This window comes from Baekduia alba (assembly GCF_028416635.1).
GTDB lineage: Bacteria > Actinomycetota > Thermoleophilia > Solirubrobacterales > Solirubrobacteraceae > Baekduia > Baekduia alba.
Map to the genome: position 1 here is coordinate 2,814,486 of NZ_CP114013.1, position 19,076 is coordinate 2,833,561.

The window sequence follows — 19,076 nt, forward strand, 5'->3', positions numbered from 1 at the left end:
GCGCTTGGGTCAGGCGGCCAGGTTGCCCGGGTCGACCAGCGGGCCCGTGGGATGGACCTCCGCCTGGTCGTAGAGGCGGTACCACTCCTTGATGTGGCCGCCGGCGACGCGGATCGCGCCGCCCGTCGTGCTGCCGGCCGCGCCGCCGCAGTCGCCGCCGGTGCGCTCGGTCAGCCGGAAGCGCACGAGCGTGAAGCGCCCGGCCGCCGAGTAGCGGGTGGCGACCGCGCCGCACGGGAAGCTGGAGACGACCGCCAGGACCTCGGTGGCGTCGTCGAGGTGCAGCACCGGCGTGGCGTTCTGGAACACGCTCGGGATCGCGAACGAGCGGGCGGCGGCGCGCAGGTGGCCGTGGCGCAGCGCGCGCAGCCAGCCCTCGATGACGCGGCGGGCCTCCGGGTCGGCGGGGCGCGTGCCGTGCGTCGGGACGCGCTTGGGCGGCAGGACGTGCGGGTCGATGCCGGGCGCGGGCGTCGAGCCGACGGGCGGCGCGGGAACGGCGCCCTCGCGGACGGTGCGCGTCGCGTGGCCGCCGCCGCAGCCCACGACGGCGAGCGCGGCGCAGGCGATCAGGACGAGACGGGGGCGCACGATGCTCCGATGATGCCCGTCGCGGGCGCCCGCGTCACGCGGTATGGCGCCGAACAACGCCCCGCGACCTTGACGGGTGGGCGATCGTTGCAGGGACACGATGCGCTCGCTCTCGCTTTTCGTTCTGGGGTCCTTGCTGCTCGCGCTGGGGGCCGCCGGCGCCGCCGGCGCGGCGACGTGGTCGCCCTCGGCGGTCGGGGAGGCGCCGCTCGGCGGCGGCGTCTTCCGCTTCCCGCAGGCGGTCGCGGTCAGCCCGGGCGGCCAGACGGTCTTCGTGGGCGACCAGAGCTCCAGCGTCGTGCAGGCCTTCGGCCCCGACGGCGCGGTCAAGTTCTCGGTCGGCTTCCAGTCGACGCGGCGCGAGGCCGGGCGGATCGGGATCGTCGGCGGCGTGGCGACCGACCGGTCCGGCCACGTGTACGTGCTCGACGCGCAGAACGAGCGCGTCCAGGCCTTCGACGCATCCGACGGGCACTACCTGGCGCAGTTCGGCGACGCCTCGGTGTTCGACCTGCTCTCCGGCGACCCGGCGACGATCGGCGGCGGCCGCAGCGCGTCGGGTCTCGCGGTCGTCCAGGGTCCCGGCCAGCCGCCGGTCGTCTACGTCGCCGATCAGGGCAACGAGCGCGTGGAGCGCTTCGTGCTGGATCCGACGACGCTGACGCCGACGGGCGCGCCGGCGCTGAGCCCGGCCGGCGTCGACCTCTCGGCGCCGCAGGGGATCGCGCTGGACCCGGGCGGTACGCGGGTCTACGTCGCCGACGACGACCACCACCGCGTCGTCGTCCTGCGGGCCGACACGCTGGAGCAGGTCGGGACGATCGGGTCGGAGGGCGCCGGGCCGGGACAGATGCAGAACCCCTACGACGTCGCGGTCGACGGCCACGACCCCAACCGCCTGTTCGTGGCCGACAACCTCAACAACCGCGTGGACGTCTTCGACGCGACGTCGTTCGGCTTCCTCGGGACGCTGGGCGCCCAGGGCTACGGCCCGGGCACGGGCAACATGGCGATCGTGCGCTCGGTGGGCGCGCTCACCGACACGCCCGGCGGCGGCGTGGACGTGGCCGACACGGCCAACGACCGGATCCAGGCGTTCGACGTCAACAACGGCATTCGCGCGATCTGGGGCACGTCCGGGCGCGGGCCGGGGTACTTCACGCGGCCCGAGGGCGTGGCCTTCGCGCCCGACGGCGGGATCGCGGTGGCCGACTCGTTCGACGAGCGGATCGGGCTGTTCGCCGCCGACGGCACGTGGACCGGGCTGCGCGGGCAGGTCAGCGCCTCGACGGGCTTCGCGACCGAGGGCAGCAACCCCGGCCAGTACAACCTGCCCCACGACGCGGCCTACGACGGCGCCGGGAACCTGTGGGTCGCCGACACGGGCAACAACCGCGTGCAGGAGCTCGGCCCCGACGGGGCCGTGAAGGCGATCGTCGCGGTGGGGCGCCCGCTGGGGATCGCGGCGGCGCCGGGCGGCGGCGCGTTCGTCGCCGGGTCGCGCGACGGCGTGGTCGTCAGGATCGAGGCCGACGGGACCACGACGAGCACCGTCCGGTCCGGCCTGGCCCATCCGGCCGCGGTGGCCGTCGCGCCGGACGGGACGCCCTTCGTCGCCGACGACGTCAGCGTTCGCAATGTGGTGGACAACGCGTTGGTGGCCGCATCGGGCGGCGGGACGGCGTGGGATCGCCCGTCGGGGCTGGGCTTCGGTCCGGACGGCGCGCTGTACGTCGCCGAGCAGCGGCCGGGCACGGCGACGGGTGCGCGCGTGGTGGTCAGCGCCAGCGCGGCGGGCGCGTCCTGGGCGACGTTGGCCGACGAGGGCAACGGCGCCGCGCAGGTCATCGACCCCGGTGGCCTGGCGGTGAGCGCCGACGGCGGGACGGTCCTGGTGGCCGACACCGGCAACGACCGGGTCCTGCGCCTCGACGCCGCGGGCCACGCGCCGCCGCCGCGCGGCGAGCTGTCGGTCGCCGTGAGCGGGATCGACCGCGGCACCGTCGTGAGCGACCTGCCGGGCATCGCCTGCGTCAGCGACTGCGCGCAGCACTTCGGCGTTGGGCGGACGGTGACGCTGACCGCGCGCCCGCGGCCTGGCTCGGTCCTGTCGGTGTGGACGGGCGCGTGCTCGGGCAGCGCGGCGACGTGCACGGTCACGATGAGCGGCGACCAGCACGTAGGGGTGATCTTCGCGGCGCCGCCGCCGGTGGTCGCGCCGCCGGCCGCGCCCGTTCCCGCACCCAAGCCGCGCGCGGCGGCCGTCGTCCTGACGTCGGTGCGGCTGAGCACGCACGCGCTGCGCCCGGCGCGCAAGGCCAACCGCCGCCGGCACGTGCGCGCCCGCAAGGCCACCCGCGCCACCGGAACCGTCCGCGTCACGCGCCCGGCGACGCTCAGCGTGCGGGTGCAGGTCGGCCGCCCGGGCCGGCGCGCCGGCTCCTCGTGCGTCGCGATCACGAAGGCCAACCGGCGCCGGGCCAAGTGCACGCGCTACGTCACGACGGCGCGGGCGAAGTCGCTGAAGCCGGGCGCGAAGACCGTGCGCTTCGCCGTGACCTCGTCGTTCGGCGCGTCGCGGACGCTGCCGGTCGGCAGCTACCGCCTGAGCGTCGCGGCGCTCGACGCCGACGGCAACCGCTCGGGCCCGCGCACGGTGAGCTTCAAGGTGGTGCGCTAGTCGCCGCGGGCGCGACGGCCGCTGTTAGCGTGGTCGGCGATGACGGTGCTGAGCCGGCGGGCCCTGAACCGCGCGCTGCTTGCGCGGCAGCTGCTGCTGGGGCGCGCGGAGCACGTGACGGCGGAGGAGGCCGTCGAGCGCCTCGCGGGCGTGCAGGCCCAGGCGCCGCGGGCGCCCTACGTCGGGTTGTGGTCGCGGCTCGCGCGCTGGGAGCCGACCGAGTTGGAGGCCTTGCTCGTGGAGCGCACGGTGGTCCGCACCTGGCTGATGCGCGCGACCGTCCACCTCGTCTCCGCCCGCGACGCGCAGGCCTGGGCGCCGGTGTTCGCCGACGTCCGCCGCCGGCGCTTCGCGGCGAGCCCGTTCGCCAAGCGCCTGGCCGGCCTGGACCTGGAAGCGGTCGCCGACGCGCTGCACGCGGTGCTGGCCGAGACGCCCCTCACCCGCACCGAGCTGGCGCAGGCGATGGGCGCGCGCTTCCCCGGCGCCGACGTCGAGGCCCTCGGCTACGTCGCCGCCTTCCGCGGGTTCGTCGTCCAGCCCCCGCCGCGCGGGCTGTGGGAACGGGGCGGGCCGGCGCGGCTCGTCCCGATGGCGCAGTGGCTGGCCGCCGGCGGCGAGGCCGCCACGCCCGCCGAGGTCGTCCGTCGCTACCTCGGCGCCTTCGGCCCGGCCACGCTCGCCGACGTCGCGACGTGGTCCGGGCTCGCCGGCTGCGCGGAGATCGTCGACCCGCTGCGCGCCGACCTCGTCACCTTCACCGACGAGCGCGGACGGGAGCTGCTCGACCTGCCCGATGCGCCGCGGCCGGACCCCAAGACGCCGGCGCCGCCGCGGTTCCTGCCCGAGTACGACAACGTCCTGCTCTCGCACGCCGACCGCGCCCGCGTCATCGACGTCGAGCGGCGGGTCCCGCTGCCGCCGGGCAACGGCGGCGCGCGCGGCACGCTGCTCGTCGACGGCTTCTGGCGGGCCGAGTGGGCGCTGCAGGCGCCCGGCACGCTGCGCGTCGCGCCGTTCGCCCCATGGGCCAAGCGTCACGACGCGGCGGTGATGCGCGAAGGTGCGGCGCTGCTCGCCCTGATCGCACCCGACGCCCAAGACCACCATGTCGCCATCGCTCCCGTCGCTTGACCGCCGCGCGCTGAACCGCGCGCTGCTCGCCCGCCAATGGCTCCTGGAGCCCCGGACCGCGACGGCGCTCGAGGCGATCGAGCACCTCGTCGGGCTCCAGGCCCAGGACGTCAAGGCACCGTACTTCCAGCTCGTCCCGCGTCTGGCCGCCTACGATCCCAGCGAGTTGTCGTCGTTGCTCGAGTCGCGCGCCGCGGTCCGGATCGTGCTGATGCGCGGCACGATCCACCTCGTCTCCGCCCGCGACGCGCACGCGCTGCGGCCGCTCGTCCAGCCCGTGATCACGCGCGCCACGGACGGCAACCACGCGGTGTCCGCCGACCGTGCGCAGCTCACGCGCGCTGGCCGGCAGCTCGTCGAGGCGCAGCCGCGCACGTTCGCCCAGCTCGCCGAGCTGCTCGGCCCGCGCTTCCCCGACGACGACCCGCCGGCGCTCGCGCAGCAGATCCGCGCCCGCGTCCCGCTCGTCCAGGTCCCACCGCGCGGCCTCTGGGGCCGTTCGGGCGCGCCCGCGCACACGTCGCTGGAGGCCTGGACCGACCACCACGACGCCGCCACCGTCGACGACCTCGTCGGCCGCTACCTCGGCGCCTTCGGCCCGGCGACCGTCCAGGACATGCAGAAGTGGTCCGGCCTGACCCGGCTGGCCGAGGCCTTCGCGCGGCTCCGCGGCGACCTGGTGGTCTTCACCGACGCCGAGACCGGCAAGCGCGAGCTCTTCGACCTGCCCGACGCCCCGCGCCCGGCCGGCGCCGACGCCGATCCCCGGCTCGACCCGATCCTCGTAGGGCCGTTCGACAACCTCATCCTGTCCCACGCCGACGCGAGCCGCGTCCTGCCCCAGGAGCACCGCACCAAGGTCATGACCCAGAACGGGCTGATCGCGGGCCTGGTCCTGATCGACGGCGTCGTCGCCGGCAACTGGCGGATCAAGGCCACCAAGAAGCTGGCGGCGCTGACGATCGCCCGCTTCACCACCAAGCCCTACACCAAGCGCGACACCGCGCAGATCGTCGCGCGGGCCGAGCGGCTCCTCGCCCTCGCGGCGCCCGACGCCACTCGCGACGTCGTGTTCACGCCGCCCGGCTGAGCACCACGACGCGCGCGCCGCGCGCCGGGATCATCGTCACGTTGCGATGGACGGCGCGCTCGGGCTCCGGGACGTCGGCCGCCAGGTCGAGCCGCCGCGCCATCGCCTCCAGCACGACGCGCTGCTCGGCCATCGCCAGCGCCGCGCCGAGGCAGCGCCGGATGCCGCCGCCGAACGGGATCCACGTGTAGGTGCCGGGCTTGTGGCCCTCCCAGCGCTCGGGCCGGAACGCGAACGGGTCCGGGTAGACGTCCTCGCGGTGGTGGATCAGCAGGATGCTCATCGTCACCGGCGTGTCGGCCGGGACGGCGTACTCGCCCAGGCGCCACGGCACCTTCACGCGCCGGCCGATGATCGGGATGACCGGCCGCGAGCGCATCGCCTCGGTGATCGTCTGCTCGACGACCGTGGCCGAGAGCTCGGCGTCGCCGCCGCGGACCGCGTCGCGCAGGCGCTCGTAGGCCGCCGGTGTCCGGACCAGCCGCTCCCACGTCCACGCCAGCGAGTTGGCGGTCGTCTCGTGGCCGGCGAGCACGAGCGTCAGCAGCTCGTCGCGCAGCTCGTGGTCGGTCAGCGCCTCGCCGTCCTCGGTCCGCGCCCGCAGCAGCAGCGACAGGATGTCCTGGCGCTCCTCGACGTCGGCGGCCGCCCGGCGCGCCGCGATCACCGCGTAGGTCGGGCGGTCCAGCAGCTCGAGGCCCGCCTTGGTGATCCCGACCGGCTCCTCGCGACCGATGTTCATCAGCTCGGCGAGCTGCGCGGTCTTCCACGTCGATGCCTGGACCAGGCCCTTGATCGCCCGGCGCAGCCCGTGCTCGGGCGTCCCGCGCTTGAGCTCGCCGTCGATCCCGAAGATCCCGGCCATGATCACGTCGAGCGTGATCGCCTGCATGCGCGGGGCCAGCGCGATCGGCTCGCCGACGGGCCACGTCGCGATCTCGCGCTCGGCGGCGTCGCTGATCATCTGCTCGTAGCGCTCGATCGCCTCGCCGTGGAACGGCGGCAGCAGCAGCTTGCGCTGGCGCATGTGGCGCGGGCCGATCGCGGTCAGCACCGAGTTGGGCCCGACGATCGGACGCAGCGGCGACTCGCCGGTCAGCGACGGCGCCTGATCGGGCTTGGCCGTGAAGAGCGACTGGACGTGGTCCGGGTGCGAGGTGATCACCGGATCGCCCGGGACGATCCCGCGCATCCGGAAGACCTCGCCGTGGCGGCGCCGGCCGCCGAAGACGAAGTCGATCTGGCGCTGGTTGAACCGCAGCACCTGGAGAGCGCGCGGCAGCTGGATCATCGGCGGGAGCGGCAGCGCCGCGGCCTCGGCGCCGTCGATCGGGCCGGCGGGCGACGGTGGCGCCTCACCCATCAGCGGGCGGTCGTCATCGACGGAGACTGCTTGAGCGAGCGTCATGACACCAGCGAGTGTGCCATGGATCGGTGTAACGGTTGTGTGCGGTGGCGCACGGTTCTGACCGCGCGGTCAGAAGCGATACGCGCTGACGACGCGACCGATGGACAGGCTTGTGTCCGGACGATCGACTCTGGAACCTCGAACGGTGTGGATCCTCGAGCTTCATCCGTCCGCCACGGTGAGGTTCGCGCGAGACGGGGCGGCGGCGCGCGCCGAGCCTCGGCCCGAGGACGGCCGACGTCCTCGGGCCGCTCGCTGGCGGTCCACGCCGTCCACGCCGTGCGGCAACATGACGCGTCCCGTCGATGCCCGCCCGCTCCCCATCCCGCCGTCGCGCGACGCTCTCGGCTGCCGAGGCGCGTCGGGTCGCGCTTGCTGCCCAGGGCTTCGCCGAGCCGCGTGCGCTCGACCGTCCCGTCGATGCGCGCGCGTTGCGTGCGCGGGTGATCGATCGCGTCGGCCTGATCCAGATCGACTCCGTCAACGTGCTGCAGCGCGCGCACTACCTGCCGGCGTTCAGCCGGCTCGGGGCCTACGACGTCGCCGCCCTGGACAAGCTCGCGCACTACGCGCCGCGCCGGCTGTTCGAGTACTGGGGGCACGAGGCGTCGCTGATCCCGGTCGAGCTGCACCCGCACCTGCGCTGGCGGATGCGCCGCGCGCACGACGACGCGTGGGGCGGCATGCGGCGGATCGCGCAGGACCGGCCGGAGCTCGTCGCCGCCGTCCTCGACGACATCCGTGCGCGCGGGCCGCTGACCGCCGCCCAGCTCGGGCACCTCGACGAGCCGCGCGGCAAGAAAGGCCCGTGGTGGGACTGGTCCGACGTCAAGCGCGCGCTGGAGTTCCTGTTCTGGTCGGGTGAGATCACGAGCGCGCGGCGGCGCCGGTTCGAGCGGCTCTACGACGTGCCCGAGCGCGTGCTGCCGGCCGCGGTCGTCAACGCGCCGACGCCGAGCGACGAGGAGGCCCAGCGCGAGCTGCTGCGCGTCGCCGCCCGGTCGCTGGGCGTCGCGACCGAGCCCGACCTGCGCGACTACTTCCGGCTGCCGGCGGCCGACGCGAAGCTGCGCGTGCCCGAGCTGGTGGAGGCCGGCGAGCTGCTGGCGGTCGAGGTCGAGGGCTGGGGGCGCGGGCCGGCGTACCTCGCGCCGGGCGCGCGGGTGCCGCGGCGCGTCGACGCGCGGGCCCTGGTCGGGCCGTTCGACTCGCTGATCTGGGAGCGGCCGCGGGTCGAGCGCGTCTTCGGCTTCCGCTACCGGATCGAGATCTACGTGCCCAAGGAGCAGCGCGTGCACGGCTACTACGTGCTGCCGCTGCTGCTCGGCGACCGGCTGGTCGCGCGCGTCGACCTCAAGTCCGACCGCGCGGCCAGCGCGCTGCTCGTCCAGGCCGCGCACGCCGAACCCGAGGCGCCGGAGGAGACGGCGGAAGTCCTGGCGCAGCAGCTGCGGGCGATGGCCGCGTGGCTGGGGCTCGACGACGTGACGGTCGTCGGGCCGGGCGACCTGGCGCCGGCGCTGGCCGGCGCGCTGCGGTGAGGTGCGGGCCGCCCCCGGCCTGGCGGTGCGGGTAGCTCTCCCGGCGTTGGCGTAGGGGTTCTCCCGATGACGCGGGCACGGCGCGCTGGGACGGTGGCGCCATGCTCACGCGCCGTCTCCCACTCCTGCTCGCCCTGGCCGCGCTCGTCGCCGCCGCGATCGCGCAGCCCGCATCCGCCCGCGGCGGCTTCCACCACGCGCGCTTCCTCGTCACGTTCGACGGGACGGTCCACAGCGCCTGGAACCTCCCGAAGTACCGGGCCGCCCAGGACTGCTACCGCTCCACGATGTTCGAGGCCGGCGGCGAAGAGACCTGGCACGTCGCCTCGACCGGGGAGAACAAGGTGCTGGCCTTCGACAACGGCGTCGCCACCCAGTTCCAGTTCGGCAGCTGGGTGATGAACGCCGACACGGGCCAGACCGCGCTCAAGGCCAAGGGCCAGGTCAACCGCAGCCGCCATCAGAGCACGACCTACGAGGCGGGCACCTGCGGGATCACGGCGCCGCCGCTGGACTGGGACGAGCCCAAGCCGCCGATGGACTGCGGCACGCGGCTGGTCAACTACGAGGTCCAGCTCGGCTGGACGGGCGCGACGGCCGTCAAGCTGGCGCCCGACGTCGTCACCGGCGAGAACGGCGTCCGCGAGAAGCTGGGCTTCGACAACTGCACGCTGGTCACGCCCAACAACGTCCTGGCCGGCTCCTGGCCCGCGGCGACCGGTCGCATCACGTCCAAGGGCAAGCCCATGAGCAGTTACTGGGGCAGGCAGAGGACGTTCACCGCGACCGGCCACGAGAGCTGGAGCGCGCAGCGGCCGGTCGAGACCGTCACCCAGACGGCGAGCGTGACGATCGACTGGAAGCTGACGTTCACCCGGGTCAAGGGGTGAGGTCGCCGGCGAGCAGCTCCATGAGCAGCCCGTCGTGCCAGCCCTCGCCGCCGGTGGCGCGCTCGTAGGCGCGCATCACGCCGACCGGGCGGAAGCCGACCTTGGTGTAGGCCTTGATCGCCCGGGCGTTCGCCGCCGCCGGATCGATGGTGATCCGGTGGTGGCCGCGGTCGCCGACCAGGAGCGCCGCGATCCGTCGCACGGCCTCGGTCCCGAGGCCCTGGCCGTGGTGGGCGGGGTCGAGGTAGACGTCGATGTTCGCGTGCCGGTACTTCGGCTCGTCCTCCTCCCAGAACTGGACGAGGCCGGCGACCGCGCCGTCGACGAGGATCGTGAAGCGGACCGACTCCGGGTCGTCGGTCAGCGGGAAGCCCGGGTCGGGCGCGTCCCACCAGCGCGCCACCTCCGGCGTCGCGAGGATCCGGAGCAGCTCCGGCGCGTCGGCCGGTGCGAGCGGCCGGAGCGTGAGGCGCTCGCGCGCCGTCACTCAGAGGCCGCCGCGGCGGTCGTTGGCGCCCGCGCCGCGGAAGTCGCCGTGGCCGGAGCCGTGGTAGGTGTAGGCGTTGTCGTCCCGGCCTGGTTGGGCGCCGCCCAGATCAGGCCGAGGCCGACGATCCCGGCGAACGCGATCACCGGCGTGACGAGGATCGCCAGCGCGATCGCGACCAGCAGGATCGCCACGCCGGTCCAGGACATCGGGGTCGACACCATCGGGTCGAGGCTACGCCTGGGCCAGCGGCGGGACAAGCTCCTGTCCGATGCGCGTCACGGTCGCGAGGTCGCGGTGCTCCAGGTGCTGGACGAAGACGCGCGCGACGCCGGCCTGGGCGAAGCCCTTCAGCGTGGCGATCGTCGCGTCGCCGACCGGCCCGGGCAGCGGACCCATCATCGAGAACGGGATCGGGTCGCGGCCGGCGGCGGCGCAGGCGGCGTCGATCCGGGCCTTGCGCTCGACGGCCTCCTCGAGCGTGGGCATCACGGTGTTGTACTCGTCGGCGTAGCGGGCGGCGAGGCGCGCCGCGCGCGGGCCCGCGGCGCCGCCGAGGATCAGCGGCGGGTGGGGCGCCTGGACGGGCTTGGGGTAGGCGGACAGGTCGCGCAGCGTGTAGTGCGCGCCGGCGAACGAGTAGTTGTCGTCGTCGCCCCAGTGGCCGTCGTGGATGATCGCGAGCTGCTCCTCCAGGACGTCCATGCGCTCGCGCATCGACAGGAACGGGAAGCCGTAGGCCGTGTGCTCGACCTCCGACCAGCCGGTGCCGAGGCCGAGCTCGATCCGGCCGCCGGAGACGTGGTCGGCGGTCGTGGCGAGCTTGCCGAGGACCGACGGGTGGCGGAAGCTCGAAGGGGACACCATCGTGCCGAGCCGCAGCGTCGTCGTGCGCGCGGCGAGCGCGTTGATCGTGCCCCACGCGTCGAGCGCACCGCGCTCGGGGTGGCCGCCGACCGACAGGTAGTGGTCGGAGCGGAACAGCGCCTCGATCCCACTGGCCTCGCACGCCTCGGCCAGCGCCACCCAGTCCTCCCAGGTGACGTCCTCCTGGCCCTCGATCATCAGCGCGACGCGCATCAGCCGTTGACCTGGGTCAGGACGCCCGCGGCCGGGTCGTTGACTTCGCCGGTCAGCTCGTACTGGTTGGAGCCGGCGCCCTGGGCCCACGCGATGTCGGCCTGCTTGCGCACCCACGTCAGCTGCAGCCACGACGGCAGGTGCCCGCCGCGCGCGGAGCAGTCCTCCTTGTCCTCGATGTCGGCCCCGGCGATCGAGCCGCTCTTGATCTGCGTGGAGGTCACGGAGTTCCTGGGGAGCTTGGTCGCGGCGTAGGCGCCGCCGCCGAGGGCGAAGAAGCGGGCGAGGGTCGCCATGAGGTTGGCGTAGGAGAGGTGTCGGCGCATGGCGCCGAACGTTGTCAGGCGGGGTGGTGGCGGTCAACGCGCCCGCGGCGCAGCATGGCGCGGACGCGCTGGGTCATGTACGCGGTGAGCGCGGTGACGCCGGCGACGCCGACCGGCGCGAAGCCGAGGAGCGTCTCCTCGATCGGGATGCCGGCGAGGTGGGCGCCGAGGAACGTCATGTCGCCTGGTGCACGCGGCCGCGGGCGTCCTTGAGGCGGCCGCCGTCGCGGCCGTGGCGGACGGCGATCAGCTCGGCGAGGATCGAGACCGCGGTCTCCTCGGCGGTCACGGCGCCGAGGTCGAGGCCGACCGGCGCGGAGAGGCGGGCGAGGTCGGCGTCGTCAAAGCCGGCGGCGCGCAGGCGCTCCCGGCGGCGGGCCTGCGCGCGGCGGCTGCCCATCGCCCCGATGTACGGCGCGTCGGAGCGCAGCGCCAGGCCGAGCGCGGCGTCGTCGAGCTTGGGGTCGTGGGTCAGCACGACGACCGCGGTCGCGCGGTCGACGCCGCCCAGCACCGGGACGGCCTCCTGCGGCCACTGCGCGACCACGCGCTCGGCCGCGGGGAAGCGGCTCGCGGTGGCGAAGCGCGACCGCGGGTCGATGACGAAGACGCGCCAGCCCGCGACGGTGGCCAGCGCCGCGAGCTGCGCGGCGAAGTCGACGGCGCCGAAGACGAGCAGGCGCGGCGGCGGGGCGACGGCGTCGACGAAGACGCGGCCATGCGGCGTGTCGTGCAGGCCGCGGCGCTCGGTCCAGAGCGCCGCGGCCGCGAGGTCGAGGGCCGCGGCGTCGAGGTCGGGGTCGCCGAGCGTGCCGTCGGCGTGGGCGTCGGCGCCGACGAGCAGCGTCGCACCAGGTTGGGGCACTTGGCCGTCGACGGCGGTGACCAGCGCGACGCGCTCGCCGTCGCGGATCCGGCGGGCGAACGCCCCGCCGTGGCCGGCCGCGTCGTGGCGCTGGACCCAGATGTCGAGCTCGCCGCCGCAGGGCAGCCCGACGTCCCACGCCTCGGCGTCGGCGATGCCGTAATGCAGCAGGCGCGGCGGCCCGCCGGCGAGCACGTCGGCGGCGACCTCCACGACCGCGCTCTCGACGCAGCCGCCCGAGACCGCGCCCGCGACGTCGCCGTCGGCGTTGAGCGCGAGCTTCGCGCCCGGCGGCTGAGGCGCGGAGCGCTGCGTGTCGACGACGGTCGCGGTGGCGACCTGGAGGCCTCGCGCCTCCCAACGGCCAAGGGCGTCGAGCAGCTCGCGCATCGACCCGTCAGCTCCGCTTGCGGCCCAGCAGGAACGCGCCGAGCGCGAGGACGAGGGCCAGGACGCCGAGCGTCTTGGGATCGCGCAGGCGACCGAGGGCGACGGCCTTGACGAGGGAGCCGACGGGCAGCGCCGCGGCCTCGGCCGGCGAAGGCGGCGGAGACGCCGGAGGAACGGCGCGCGGGGGCTCGGGGGCGGCGGCCGGCCGAGCCTCCGCGGCGTGCGGCGCGTCGGCCTCCACGGCGGCGTGCGGCGCGTGGGCCTCCACGGCGGCGGGCGCCGGGCCCGCGGCCTCCGCGGCGCCCCCGCGCTCGACCATCCCCGCGAGGTTCTGCGCGAACGTGTCGGTCAGCGAGGCGGCGACGTCCTTGAGCACACCCTGGCCCATGGCGGCGGCCTTGCCCGACATCTGCATCGTCGTCGTGATCGAGGCCTCGGTCCCACCGGGCTGCTCGCGCAGGGCCATGCGGATGTCGGCGGAGGCGGTGCCCTGGCCGCGGGCCTCCTTGGCCTTCGCGCGCATCGTCGCCAGGTGCGCGACGACGTCCTTGTCGAGGATCTCGACGTCGCCCTTGTAGTTCATGGTCATCGGCCCGAGCCGGACCTTGACGGCCACCTTGTAGGCGTCGTCGCCGGTCTGCTCCAGCACCTGCGCGCCGGGCATGCACGGCGCGATGCGCTCGACGTCGAGCAGCAGGTCCCAGACCTCGTCGAGCGGGGCCTGGACCAGGAACGTGTTCTCGAACTCCATGTTGTCGTCCTTCAGCTCGGGATCGTCCGCGCGCCGATCGCCGCGATGGCGTCGCCGAGCGCAAGCAGGTTGTGGCCGCCGACCAGCGCATCGCAGGACGGCAGCGCGGCCGCCATCCCACCCGCGGCGGGCGCGAAGCCGGGCGCGGCCAGCCGCGGGTTGACCCAGACGACGCGGTGGGCCAGCCGGCGCAGGCGCGCCATCTCGCGGCCGACGACGTCGGGGTCGCCGACCTCCCAGCCGTCGGAGACGATGACCACGACCGCGCCGCGCGCCATCCCGCGCCGGCCGTGCTCGGCGTTGAACCGCGCGAGCGCCGCGCCGATCCGCGTGCCGCCCGACCAGTCCGGGGCCGCGGCCGCCGCCCGCGCGATCGCGAGATCGGGCTGGTGGCCGCGCAGCGCGCGCGTCAGCCGGGTCAGGCGCGTGGCGAACACGAACGCCTCGGCGTCCGCGCCGCCGACAGCGCTGTGCAAGAACATGAGGAACGCGCGCGAGTAGGGCTCCATCGAGCCCGAGACGTCGCAGAGGACCACGAGCGGCCGGTGCGCGCGCAGGCGCCGGCGGCGCAGCTGCCGGACCGGGTCGCCGCCGGTGCGATGGCTGGCGCGCAGCGTCGCGCGGACGTCGAGGCGCTCGCCGCGGCGGGCCCGCCGCGCGCGCCGGGTCCGCCGCGTCGGCGTCGCCACGTGCAGCTGCTCCATCAGCCGGCGCAGCGCGAGCAGCTCGTCGGGCTCGACGTCGCCGAAGTCCTTGGCGGCCAGCCGCTCGCCGGCGCTGGCGACGGGCACGGCGAGCGCGCTGGCGTCGGCGTCGTCGCCGGGCGCGGCGGTGGGGGAGGAGGACGGGCGCGCGCTGCCGCCCTCGTCCGCCGTTCGCGGCGCGCCGGGCGGCGGCCGCTGCGTCCCGCGCTCCAAGCCCGGCGGTGGCGGCGCGTGCGGGTCGCCGCGCGCGTCGGCCGGGTCGACGACGCCGTCGAAGACCCGCGCGAACACGCCGTCGAACGCGCCGACCTGCGCGTGGCCCGAGACGAACACCGCCCGCGCCGTCCAGTACAGCCGGTCCCGGGTGGCCGGCGGCGCGACCTGCAGCGCCCGCGCGAACCGCACCGACCGCTCCGGCGAGCACGGGATGCCGGCCTCGCGCACCGCGCGCCCGAAGCGCGCGGCGAGCAGCGGGAGGTCCACCGCGTCAGGCGGCATCGCCGGCCTCCGCTCCGACCAGGCGGTCGAGCCCCGCGGCGCGCGTCGTCTCCTGGTCCTCGCGGTACTTCAGGACGGCGCCGAGCGTGCGGTCGGCGGCGACTGGGTCGAGCGCCGACAACCCCAGGGCGTGCAGCGCGGCGACCCAGTCGATCGCCTCCGCGATGCCCGGCGGCTTCTGGACGTCGGCGGCGCGCAGCCGCCGCACGGCGCGGGCGACCTCGGCGGCGAGGCGGTCGTCGGCGGCCGGGACGCGGCGGCGGACGATCTCGGCCTCGCGCTCGGGCGACGGGTAGTCGATCCAGTGGTAGAGGCAGCGGCGCTTGAGCGCGTCGTGCAGGTCGCGCGTGCGGTTGGACGTCAGGACCACGATCGGCGGGTGCTCCGCGCGGATCGTCCCGAGCTCGGGGATCGTCAGGGAGGCCTCGGCCAGCAGCTCCAGCAGGAACGCCTCGAAGTCGTCGTCGGCGCGGTCGAGCTCGTCGATGAGCAGGACCGCGGGGCGCGGGCCCGGATGCTCGATGGCCATCAACAACGGCCGCCGGATCAGGTAGTCGTCGGAGAACAGCGCGTCCTCCGAGAGCTGCGCGTCGCCGGCCTCGGCCAGCCGGATCGCCAGCAGCTGGCGCGGGTAATTCCACTCATACAGCACTTCCGCCGAGTCGATCCCCTCGTAGCACTGCACGCGGATCAGCGGCGTGTCCAGCGCTGCCGCCAGCGCCTTGGCCGCCTCGGTCTTCCCGACGCCGGCCTCGCCTTCGAGCAGCAGCGGCTGGGGGAGGGCCAAGGCCAGGTACAACGCGGTGGCGAGCCCGTCGTCGGCGAGGTAGTCGACCGCGGCCAGGCGGGCCGCGAGCGCGTCGGGATCGGCGAGGCCGAGGCTCACCGCCGCACCGCCTCGTAGTCCTCCCACGTGTCGACGTCGCGCGGGACCGGGCCGGCGACCGGGACCTCGACGACGCGGTCGGCGTGCCGCTTCAGCAGCTTCCACACCGCCTTGTCGCCGTGCAGGTCGGCCAGCGCGGCGAACGTGCTGCGCGAGAACGCGAACGGATGCCCGCGGCCGTCGTCGTAGCGGCAGACCGCGTACGCCGCGTCGCCGCGGCCGGCGAGCAGCGCGTCCACCATCGCGGTCGTCACGCCTGGCTGGTCGCCGAGCAGCAGCACCAGGACGTCGATCGACGGCCGCACCGCGCCCAGCGCCGCCGCGATCGACGACGAGCACCCGGCGCCGAACGCGGCGTTGTGCACCACCTCGACGTCGCGGAGGTCGACCTGCGCGACCACGTCCTGCGCCGCGCCGCCGACCGCGCAGAGGAGCTGCTCGAAGCCGCACGCGCGGGCGGTGGCGAGCGAGTGGTCCAACAGCGTCCGCTCCCCGAACGGGAGCAGGTGCTTGGGCTGCCCGAGGCGGCGTGAGCCGCCCGCGGCCAGGACCAGGCCGCAGACCCGGGCGTCAGCCATGGCCGTGGCAGCAGTCGCCGACGCCGTGCTCCATGGTCGGCACCTGCACCGGCACGCCCGGGACCGGCGTCCCGCGCGGCGCGCCCGAGCGGCGCTCGTCGACGATCGCCGCCAGGATCGACAGCGCGATCTCCGGCGGCGTCCGCGCGTGGATGTCCAGGCCCGCGGGCGTGTGCAGCCGCGCGCGCAGCTCGTCCGGCAGGTCCAGCGACGCCCGGACGGCCTCGCCGCGGCGCGGCGACGCGACCAGCCCGACGTAGGGCACGCCCTCGTTGAGCGCCGCGCACAGCGCCGCCTCCTCGTCGCGCCCATGTGACGCGACCACCAGCGCCAGGTCCTCGCCGCTGACGGCCACGACGCCGGCGGCCGGCGCGACCGGCTCGAGCCCGAGGTGCGGCGCCAGCTCGCGCAGCGCCAGGGCCACCGGCGCGTCGCCGACCACGAGGACGCGCGGCGGCGGCAGCGCCGGGTCCAGGAAGATCTCCAGCGCGCCGCCGCTCAAGCACGGGTTGTGCTCGACGATCGCGCCGTCGTCGGCCTCCTGGCCGTCCGCCGGCGCGCCATCCTGAACCAACCGCAACAACAACGGCTCGCCCGTCTCCATCGCCCGCAGCGCGTGCAGCCGCACCGAGGACTCCGCGCACACCCCGCCGACGAAGCCCTCGACGGTCCCGTCGGCGAGCACCAGCGCGACGTCGCCCGGCCGTGCGCTCGTCGGCGACCGCGCGTGCACGACCGTGGCGACGACGTACGCGGACCGCGCGGCGGCCAGCGCCCGCGCCCGCTCCGAGAGCCGCGCGCCGATCATTGCGGCGGCGCCGCCCGGCCCTGCATGGCGTCCCACACCCGCGACGGCGTGCAGGGCATGTCGATGTGGTCGACGCCGTAGTTGGGGTGCAACGCGTCGATGATGGCGTTGACCACCGCCGGCGGCGAGCCGACCGTCGGCGACTCGCCCACGCCCTTGGCCCCGATCGGATGGTGCGGCGACGGCGTCACCGTCTCGCCCAGCTCGTACTCCGGGACCTCCAGCGCGGTCGGGATCAGGTAGTCCATGAACGACCCGCCGAGGCAGTTGCCCTGGTCGTCGAAGGCGATCAGCTCCATCAGCGCGATGCCGATGCCTTCGGCCAGCCCGCCGTGGATCTGGCCTTCGACGATCATGGGGTTGATCTTCACGCCGCAGTCGTCGACCGCGATGAAGCGCCGGACGGAGACCTGCGCCGTGCCCGGGTCGATGTCGACCACGCAGATGTAGGCCCCGAACGGGAACGTCAGGTTCGGCGGGTTGTAGACCGCGATGTCCTCCAGCACGCCCTCGACGCCCGGTGGCAGGTCGCCCGCGCCGTGCGCGGCCATCGCGATCTCCGCGATCGTCTTGGACGCCGACGGATCGCCCTTGACGTGGAACTCGCCCTTGGTCCACTCCAGGTCCTCGGGCGACACCTCCAACATGCCGGCCGCGATGAGTCGCGCCCGCTCGCGCACCTTGCGCGCGACCAGCGCGGTCGCCGCGCCGGACACCGGCGTCGACCGCGACCCGTAGGTGCCGAGGCCGTACGGGGTCCGGTCGGTGTCGCCGTTGACGACCTCGATGTCGGCCGGCGAGATCCCGAGCTCCTCGGCGACGATCTGCGCGAACGTCGTCTCGTGGCCCTGGCCCTGGCTCATGCAGCTCACGCCCAGCACGGCCTTGCCGGTCGGGTGGACGCGCAGCTCGGCGCCGTCGTTCATCGCCAGGCCGAGGATGTCCATGTCCTTGCGCGGGCCCGCGCCGACGGTCTCGGTGAAGAACGAGATGCCGATGCCCATCAGCTCGCCGCGCTCGCGCTTGCCCTCCTGCTCGCGGCGCAGGTCGTCGTAGCCCGCGATCTCCATCGCCAGCTTCATCGCACGCGGGTAGTCGCCGGAGTCGTACTCCCAGCCCGTCTTGCACTGGTAGGGGAACTGCTCGGGCCGGATGAAGTTCTTCAGCCGCAGCTGCGCGGGGTCCATCCCGATCTCCAGCGCGAAGGCGTCGACCATGCGCTCGACCAGGTACACCGCCTCGGTCACCCGGAACGAGCAGCGGTAGGCCACGCCGCCCGGCGCCTTGTTGGTGTACACGCCGTGGACCGAGCAGTGCGCGGCCTCCAGGTCATAGGACCCGGAGAAGATGTGGAAGAACCCGGCCGGGTACTTCGTCGGCTGCGCGGTGGCGTTGAACGCGCCGTGGTCGGCGGTCACGTCGACGCGCAGGCCGGTGATCCTCCCGTCCTGGGTCCCGCAGATCTCGCCCTTCATGATGTAGTCGCGGGCGAAGCCGGTCGACATGAGGTTCTCGGCCCGGTCCTCCTGCCACTTCACCGGCTTGCCGGTCAGGATCGACCCGACGATCGCGCAGACGTAGCCCGGGTAGACCGGGACCTTGTTGCCGAAGCCGCCGCCGATGTCGCCGGGGACGATCCGGATCTTGTGCTCGGGCAGGCCCGCGACCAAGGCGTACACCGTGCGGTGCGCGTGCGGCGCCTGGGTCGTCGTGTAGAGCGTGAGCTGCCCCATCACCGGGTCCATCTGCGCGACCGCGCCGCACGTCTCCAGCGGCGCCGGATGGCAGCGCGGGTAGATCATGTCGCGCTCGACGCGCACCTCGGCGGCGTCGAACACCGCGGCGGTGGCGTCGCGGTCGCCGGCCTCCCAGTCGAAGATGTGGTTGTCGGTCTGGCCCTCCTTGTCGTCGCGGATCACGGGCGCGCCGGCGTCCAGCGCGCGGCGCGCGTCGACGACGACCGGCAGCTCCTCGTAGTCGACGTCGATCAGCTCCAGCGCGTCGCGCGCGGCGTAGCGGTCCTCGGCGACGACGAAGGCGACCTCCTGGCCCTGGAAGCGCACCTTGTCGGTGGCCAGCACGGCCTGCGTGTCGGCCGACATCGTCGGCATCCACGCGAGGTTCAGGCCCTCGAGATCGGCGCCGGTGACGACCGCCCGCACCTTGGGGTGCGCGACCGCGGCCGACGTGTCGATCGACAGGATCTTCGCGTGGGCCAGCGGCGAGCGCAGGATCGCGCCGTGCAGCATGCCGGGCAGCTTCAGGTCGTCGATGTACCGGCCCTGGCCGCGGACGAAGCGCGGGTCTTCCTTGCGCGTCATCCGGCCGTAGCCCATCGGCGGGGCGGCGGGCTCGTCGATCGCGGCCAT

The 19,076-nt window shown here is 74.8% G+C and carries 19 protein-coding genes; 5 read left to right on the forward strand and 14 right to left on the reverse strand.

Features of this window, described 5'->3' with window-relative positions; all coding sequences use genetic code 11:
• Positions 1-9 precede the first annotated feature (9 nt).
• Positions 10-591 (reverse strand): hypothetical protein, encoded by a 582-nt coding sequence (locus DSM104299_RS14095; RefSeq protein ID WP_272477948.1) that lies wholly within the window; start codon positions 589-591, stop codon positions 10-12.
• Between the two features lie 133 nt (positions 592-724).
• Between DSM104299_RS14095 and DSM104299_RS14100 the strand changes: the two genes are divergently transcribed.
• Genes DSM104299_RS14100 through DSM104299_RS14110 form a run of 3 tightly spaced genes read left to right on the forward strand, consistent with a single transcriptional unit; the run spans position 725 to position 5,495 of the window.
• The gene (locus tag DSM104299_RS14100; RefSeq protein ID WP_272477949.1) at positions 725-3,271 is read left to right on the forward strand and encodes an NHL repeat-containing protein; all 2,547 of its coding nucleotides are present in this window, start codon (positions 725-727) and stop codon (positions 3,269-3,271) included.
• Positions 3,272-3,310: 39 nt separating this feature from the next.
• The gene (locus DSM104299_RS14105; RefSeq protein ID WP_272477950.1) at positions 3,311-4,405 is read left to right on the forward strand and encodes a winged helix DNA-binding domain-containing protein; all 1,095 of its coding nucleotides are present in this window, start codon (positions 3,311-3,313) and stop codon (positions 4,403-4,405) included.
• Positions 4,380-5,495, forward strand: coding sequence for a winged helix DNA-binding domain-containing protein (locus DSM104299_RS14110; RefSeq protein ID WP_272477951.1), 1,116 nt, complete (start codon positions 4,380-4,382; stop codon positions 5,493-5,495). The genes DSM104299_RS14105 and DSM104299_RS14110 overlap by 26 nt, the downstream gene beginning before the upstream one ends.
• Here DSM104299_RS14110 and DSM104299_RS14115 read toward each other — a convergent pair.
• Positions 5,479-6,858, reverse strand: a complete 1,380-nt coding sequence (locus DSM104299_RS14115; RefSeq protein ID WP_272477952.1) for a cytochrome P450 — start codon at positions 6,856-6,858, stop codon at positions 5,479-5,481. The two genes, DSM104299_RS14110 and DSM104299_RS14115, sit on opposite strands and share 17 nt — an antisense overlap.
• A 350-nt stretch (positions 6,859-7,208) precedes the next feature.
• Here DSM104299_RS14115 and DSM104299_RS14120 point away from each other — a divergent pair, with 350 nt between their 5' ends.
• Together DSM104299_RS14120 and DSM104299_RS14125 are read left to right on the forward strand one after the other, a co-directional pair.
• Positions 7,209-8,444 (forward strand): winged helix-turn-helix domain-containing protein, encoded by a 1,236-nt coding sequence (locus DSM104299_RS14120; RefSeq protein WP_349294517.1) that lies wholly within the window; start codon positions 7,209-7,211, stop codon positions 8,442-8,444.
• 101 nt (positions 8,445-8,545) lie between these two features.
• Positions 8,546-9,334: a hypothetical protein gene (locus tag DSM104299_RS14125; protein WP_272477954.1), complete on the forward strand. Its 789-nt coding sequence runs from the start codon at positions 8,546-8,548 to the stop codon at positions 9,332-9,334.
• Here DSM104299_RS14125 and DSM104299_RS14130 read toward each other — a convergent pair.
• From DSM104299_RS14130 to DSM104299_RS14185, 12 genes are read right to left on the reverse strand one after another with little or no spacing between them, the layout of a single operon-like run.
• Positions 9,324-9,821, reverse strand: a complete 498-nt coding sequence (locus tag DSM104299_RS14130) for a GNAT family N-acetyltransferase (RefSeq protein WP_272477955.1) — start codon at positions 9,819-9,821, stop codon at positions 9,324-9,326. The genes DSM104299_RS14125 and DSM104299_RS14130 overlap by 11 nt on opposite strands.
• Complete coding sequence (locus DSM104299_RS14135) at positions 9,818-10,045, reverse strand: hypothetical protein (protein ID WP_272477956.1); 228 nt, start codon at positions 10,043-10,045, stop codon at positions 9,818-9,820. Before DSM104299_RS14135 ends, DSM104299_RS14130 begins: the two co-directional genes overlap by 4 nt.
• A gap of 10 nt (positions 10,046-10,055) precedes the next feature.
• Positions 10,056-10,901, reverse strand: coding sequence for a TIGR03560 family F420-dependent LLM class oxidoreductase (locus tag DSM104299_RS14140; RefSeq protein WP_272477957.1), 846 nt, complete (start codon positions 10,899-10,901; stop codon positions 10,056-10,058).
• Entirely contained in the window at positions 10,901-11,227 is a 327-nt protein-coding gene (locus DSM104299_RS14145; RefSeq protein ID WP_272477958.1) for a hypothetical protein, read from the reverse strand. The genes DSM104299_RS14140 and DSM104299_RS14145 overlap by 1 nt, the downstream gene beginning before the upstream one ends.
• Before the next feature lie 14 nt (positions 11,228-11,241).
• A complete protein-coding gene (locus tag DSM104299_RS14150) occupies positions 11,242-11,406 on the reverse strand; it encodes a hypothetical protein (protein ID WP_272477959.1) in 165 nt (54 codons plus the stop codon).
• On the reverse strand, positions 11,403-12,482 hold the full coding sequence (locus DSM104299_RS14155) for an XdhC family protein (RefSeq protein WP_272477960.1): 1,080 nt from the start codon (positions 12,480-12,482) through the stop codon (positions 11,403-11,405). The genes DSM104299_RS14150 and DSM104299_RS14155 overlap by 4 nt, the downstream gene beginning before the upstream one ends.
• 7 nt (positions 12,483-12,489) lie before the next feature.
• A complete protein-coding gene (locus tag DSM104299_RS14160) occupies positions 12,490-13,233 on the reverse strand; it encodes an SRPBCC family protein (protein ID WP_272477961.1) in 744 nt (247 codons plus the stop codon).
• A gap of 11 nt (positions 13,234-13,244) precedes the next feature.
• Positions 13,245-14,435 carry a vWA domain-containing protein gene (locus tag DSM104299_RS14165; RefSeq protein WP_272477962.1) on the reverse strand — a complete coding sequence of 397 codons (1,191 nt, stop codon included), beginning with the start codon at positions 14,433-14,435 and terminating at the stop codon, positions 13,245-13,247.
• Positions 14,425-15,321, reverse strand: coding sequence for an AAA family ATPase (locus DSM104299_RS14170; protein ID WP_272477963.1), 897 nt, complete (start codon positions 15,319-15,321; stop codon positions 14,425-14,427). The genes DSM104299_RS14165 and DSM104299_RS14170 overlap by 11 nt, the downstream gene beginning before the upstream one ends.
• Positions 15,318-15,899, reverse strand: coding sequence for a nucleotidyltransferase family protein (locus tag DSM104299_RS14175; protein WP_272477964.1), 582 nt, complete (start codon positions 15,897-15,899; stop codon positions 15,318-15,320). The genes DSM104299_RS14170 and DSM104299_RS14175 overlap by 4 nt, the downstream gene beginning before the upstream one ends.
• A complete protein-coding gene (locus DSM104299_RS14180; protein WP_272477965.1) occupies positions 15,892-16,707 on the reverse strand; it encodes an XdhC family protein in 816 nt (271 codons plus the stop codon). The genes DSM104299_RS14175 and DSM104299_RS14180 overlap by 8 nt, the downstream gene beginning before the upstream one ends.
• Positions 16,704-19,076 carry an aerobic carbon-monoxide dehydrogenase large subunit gene (locus DSM104299_RS14185; protein ID WP_272477966.1) on the reverse strand — a complete coding sequence of 791 codons (2,373 nt, stop codon included), beginning with the start codon at positions 19,074-19,076 and terminating at the stop codon, positions 16,704-16,706. Before DSM104299_RS14185 ends, DSM104299_RS14180 begins: the two co-directional genes overlap by 4 nt.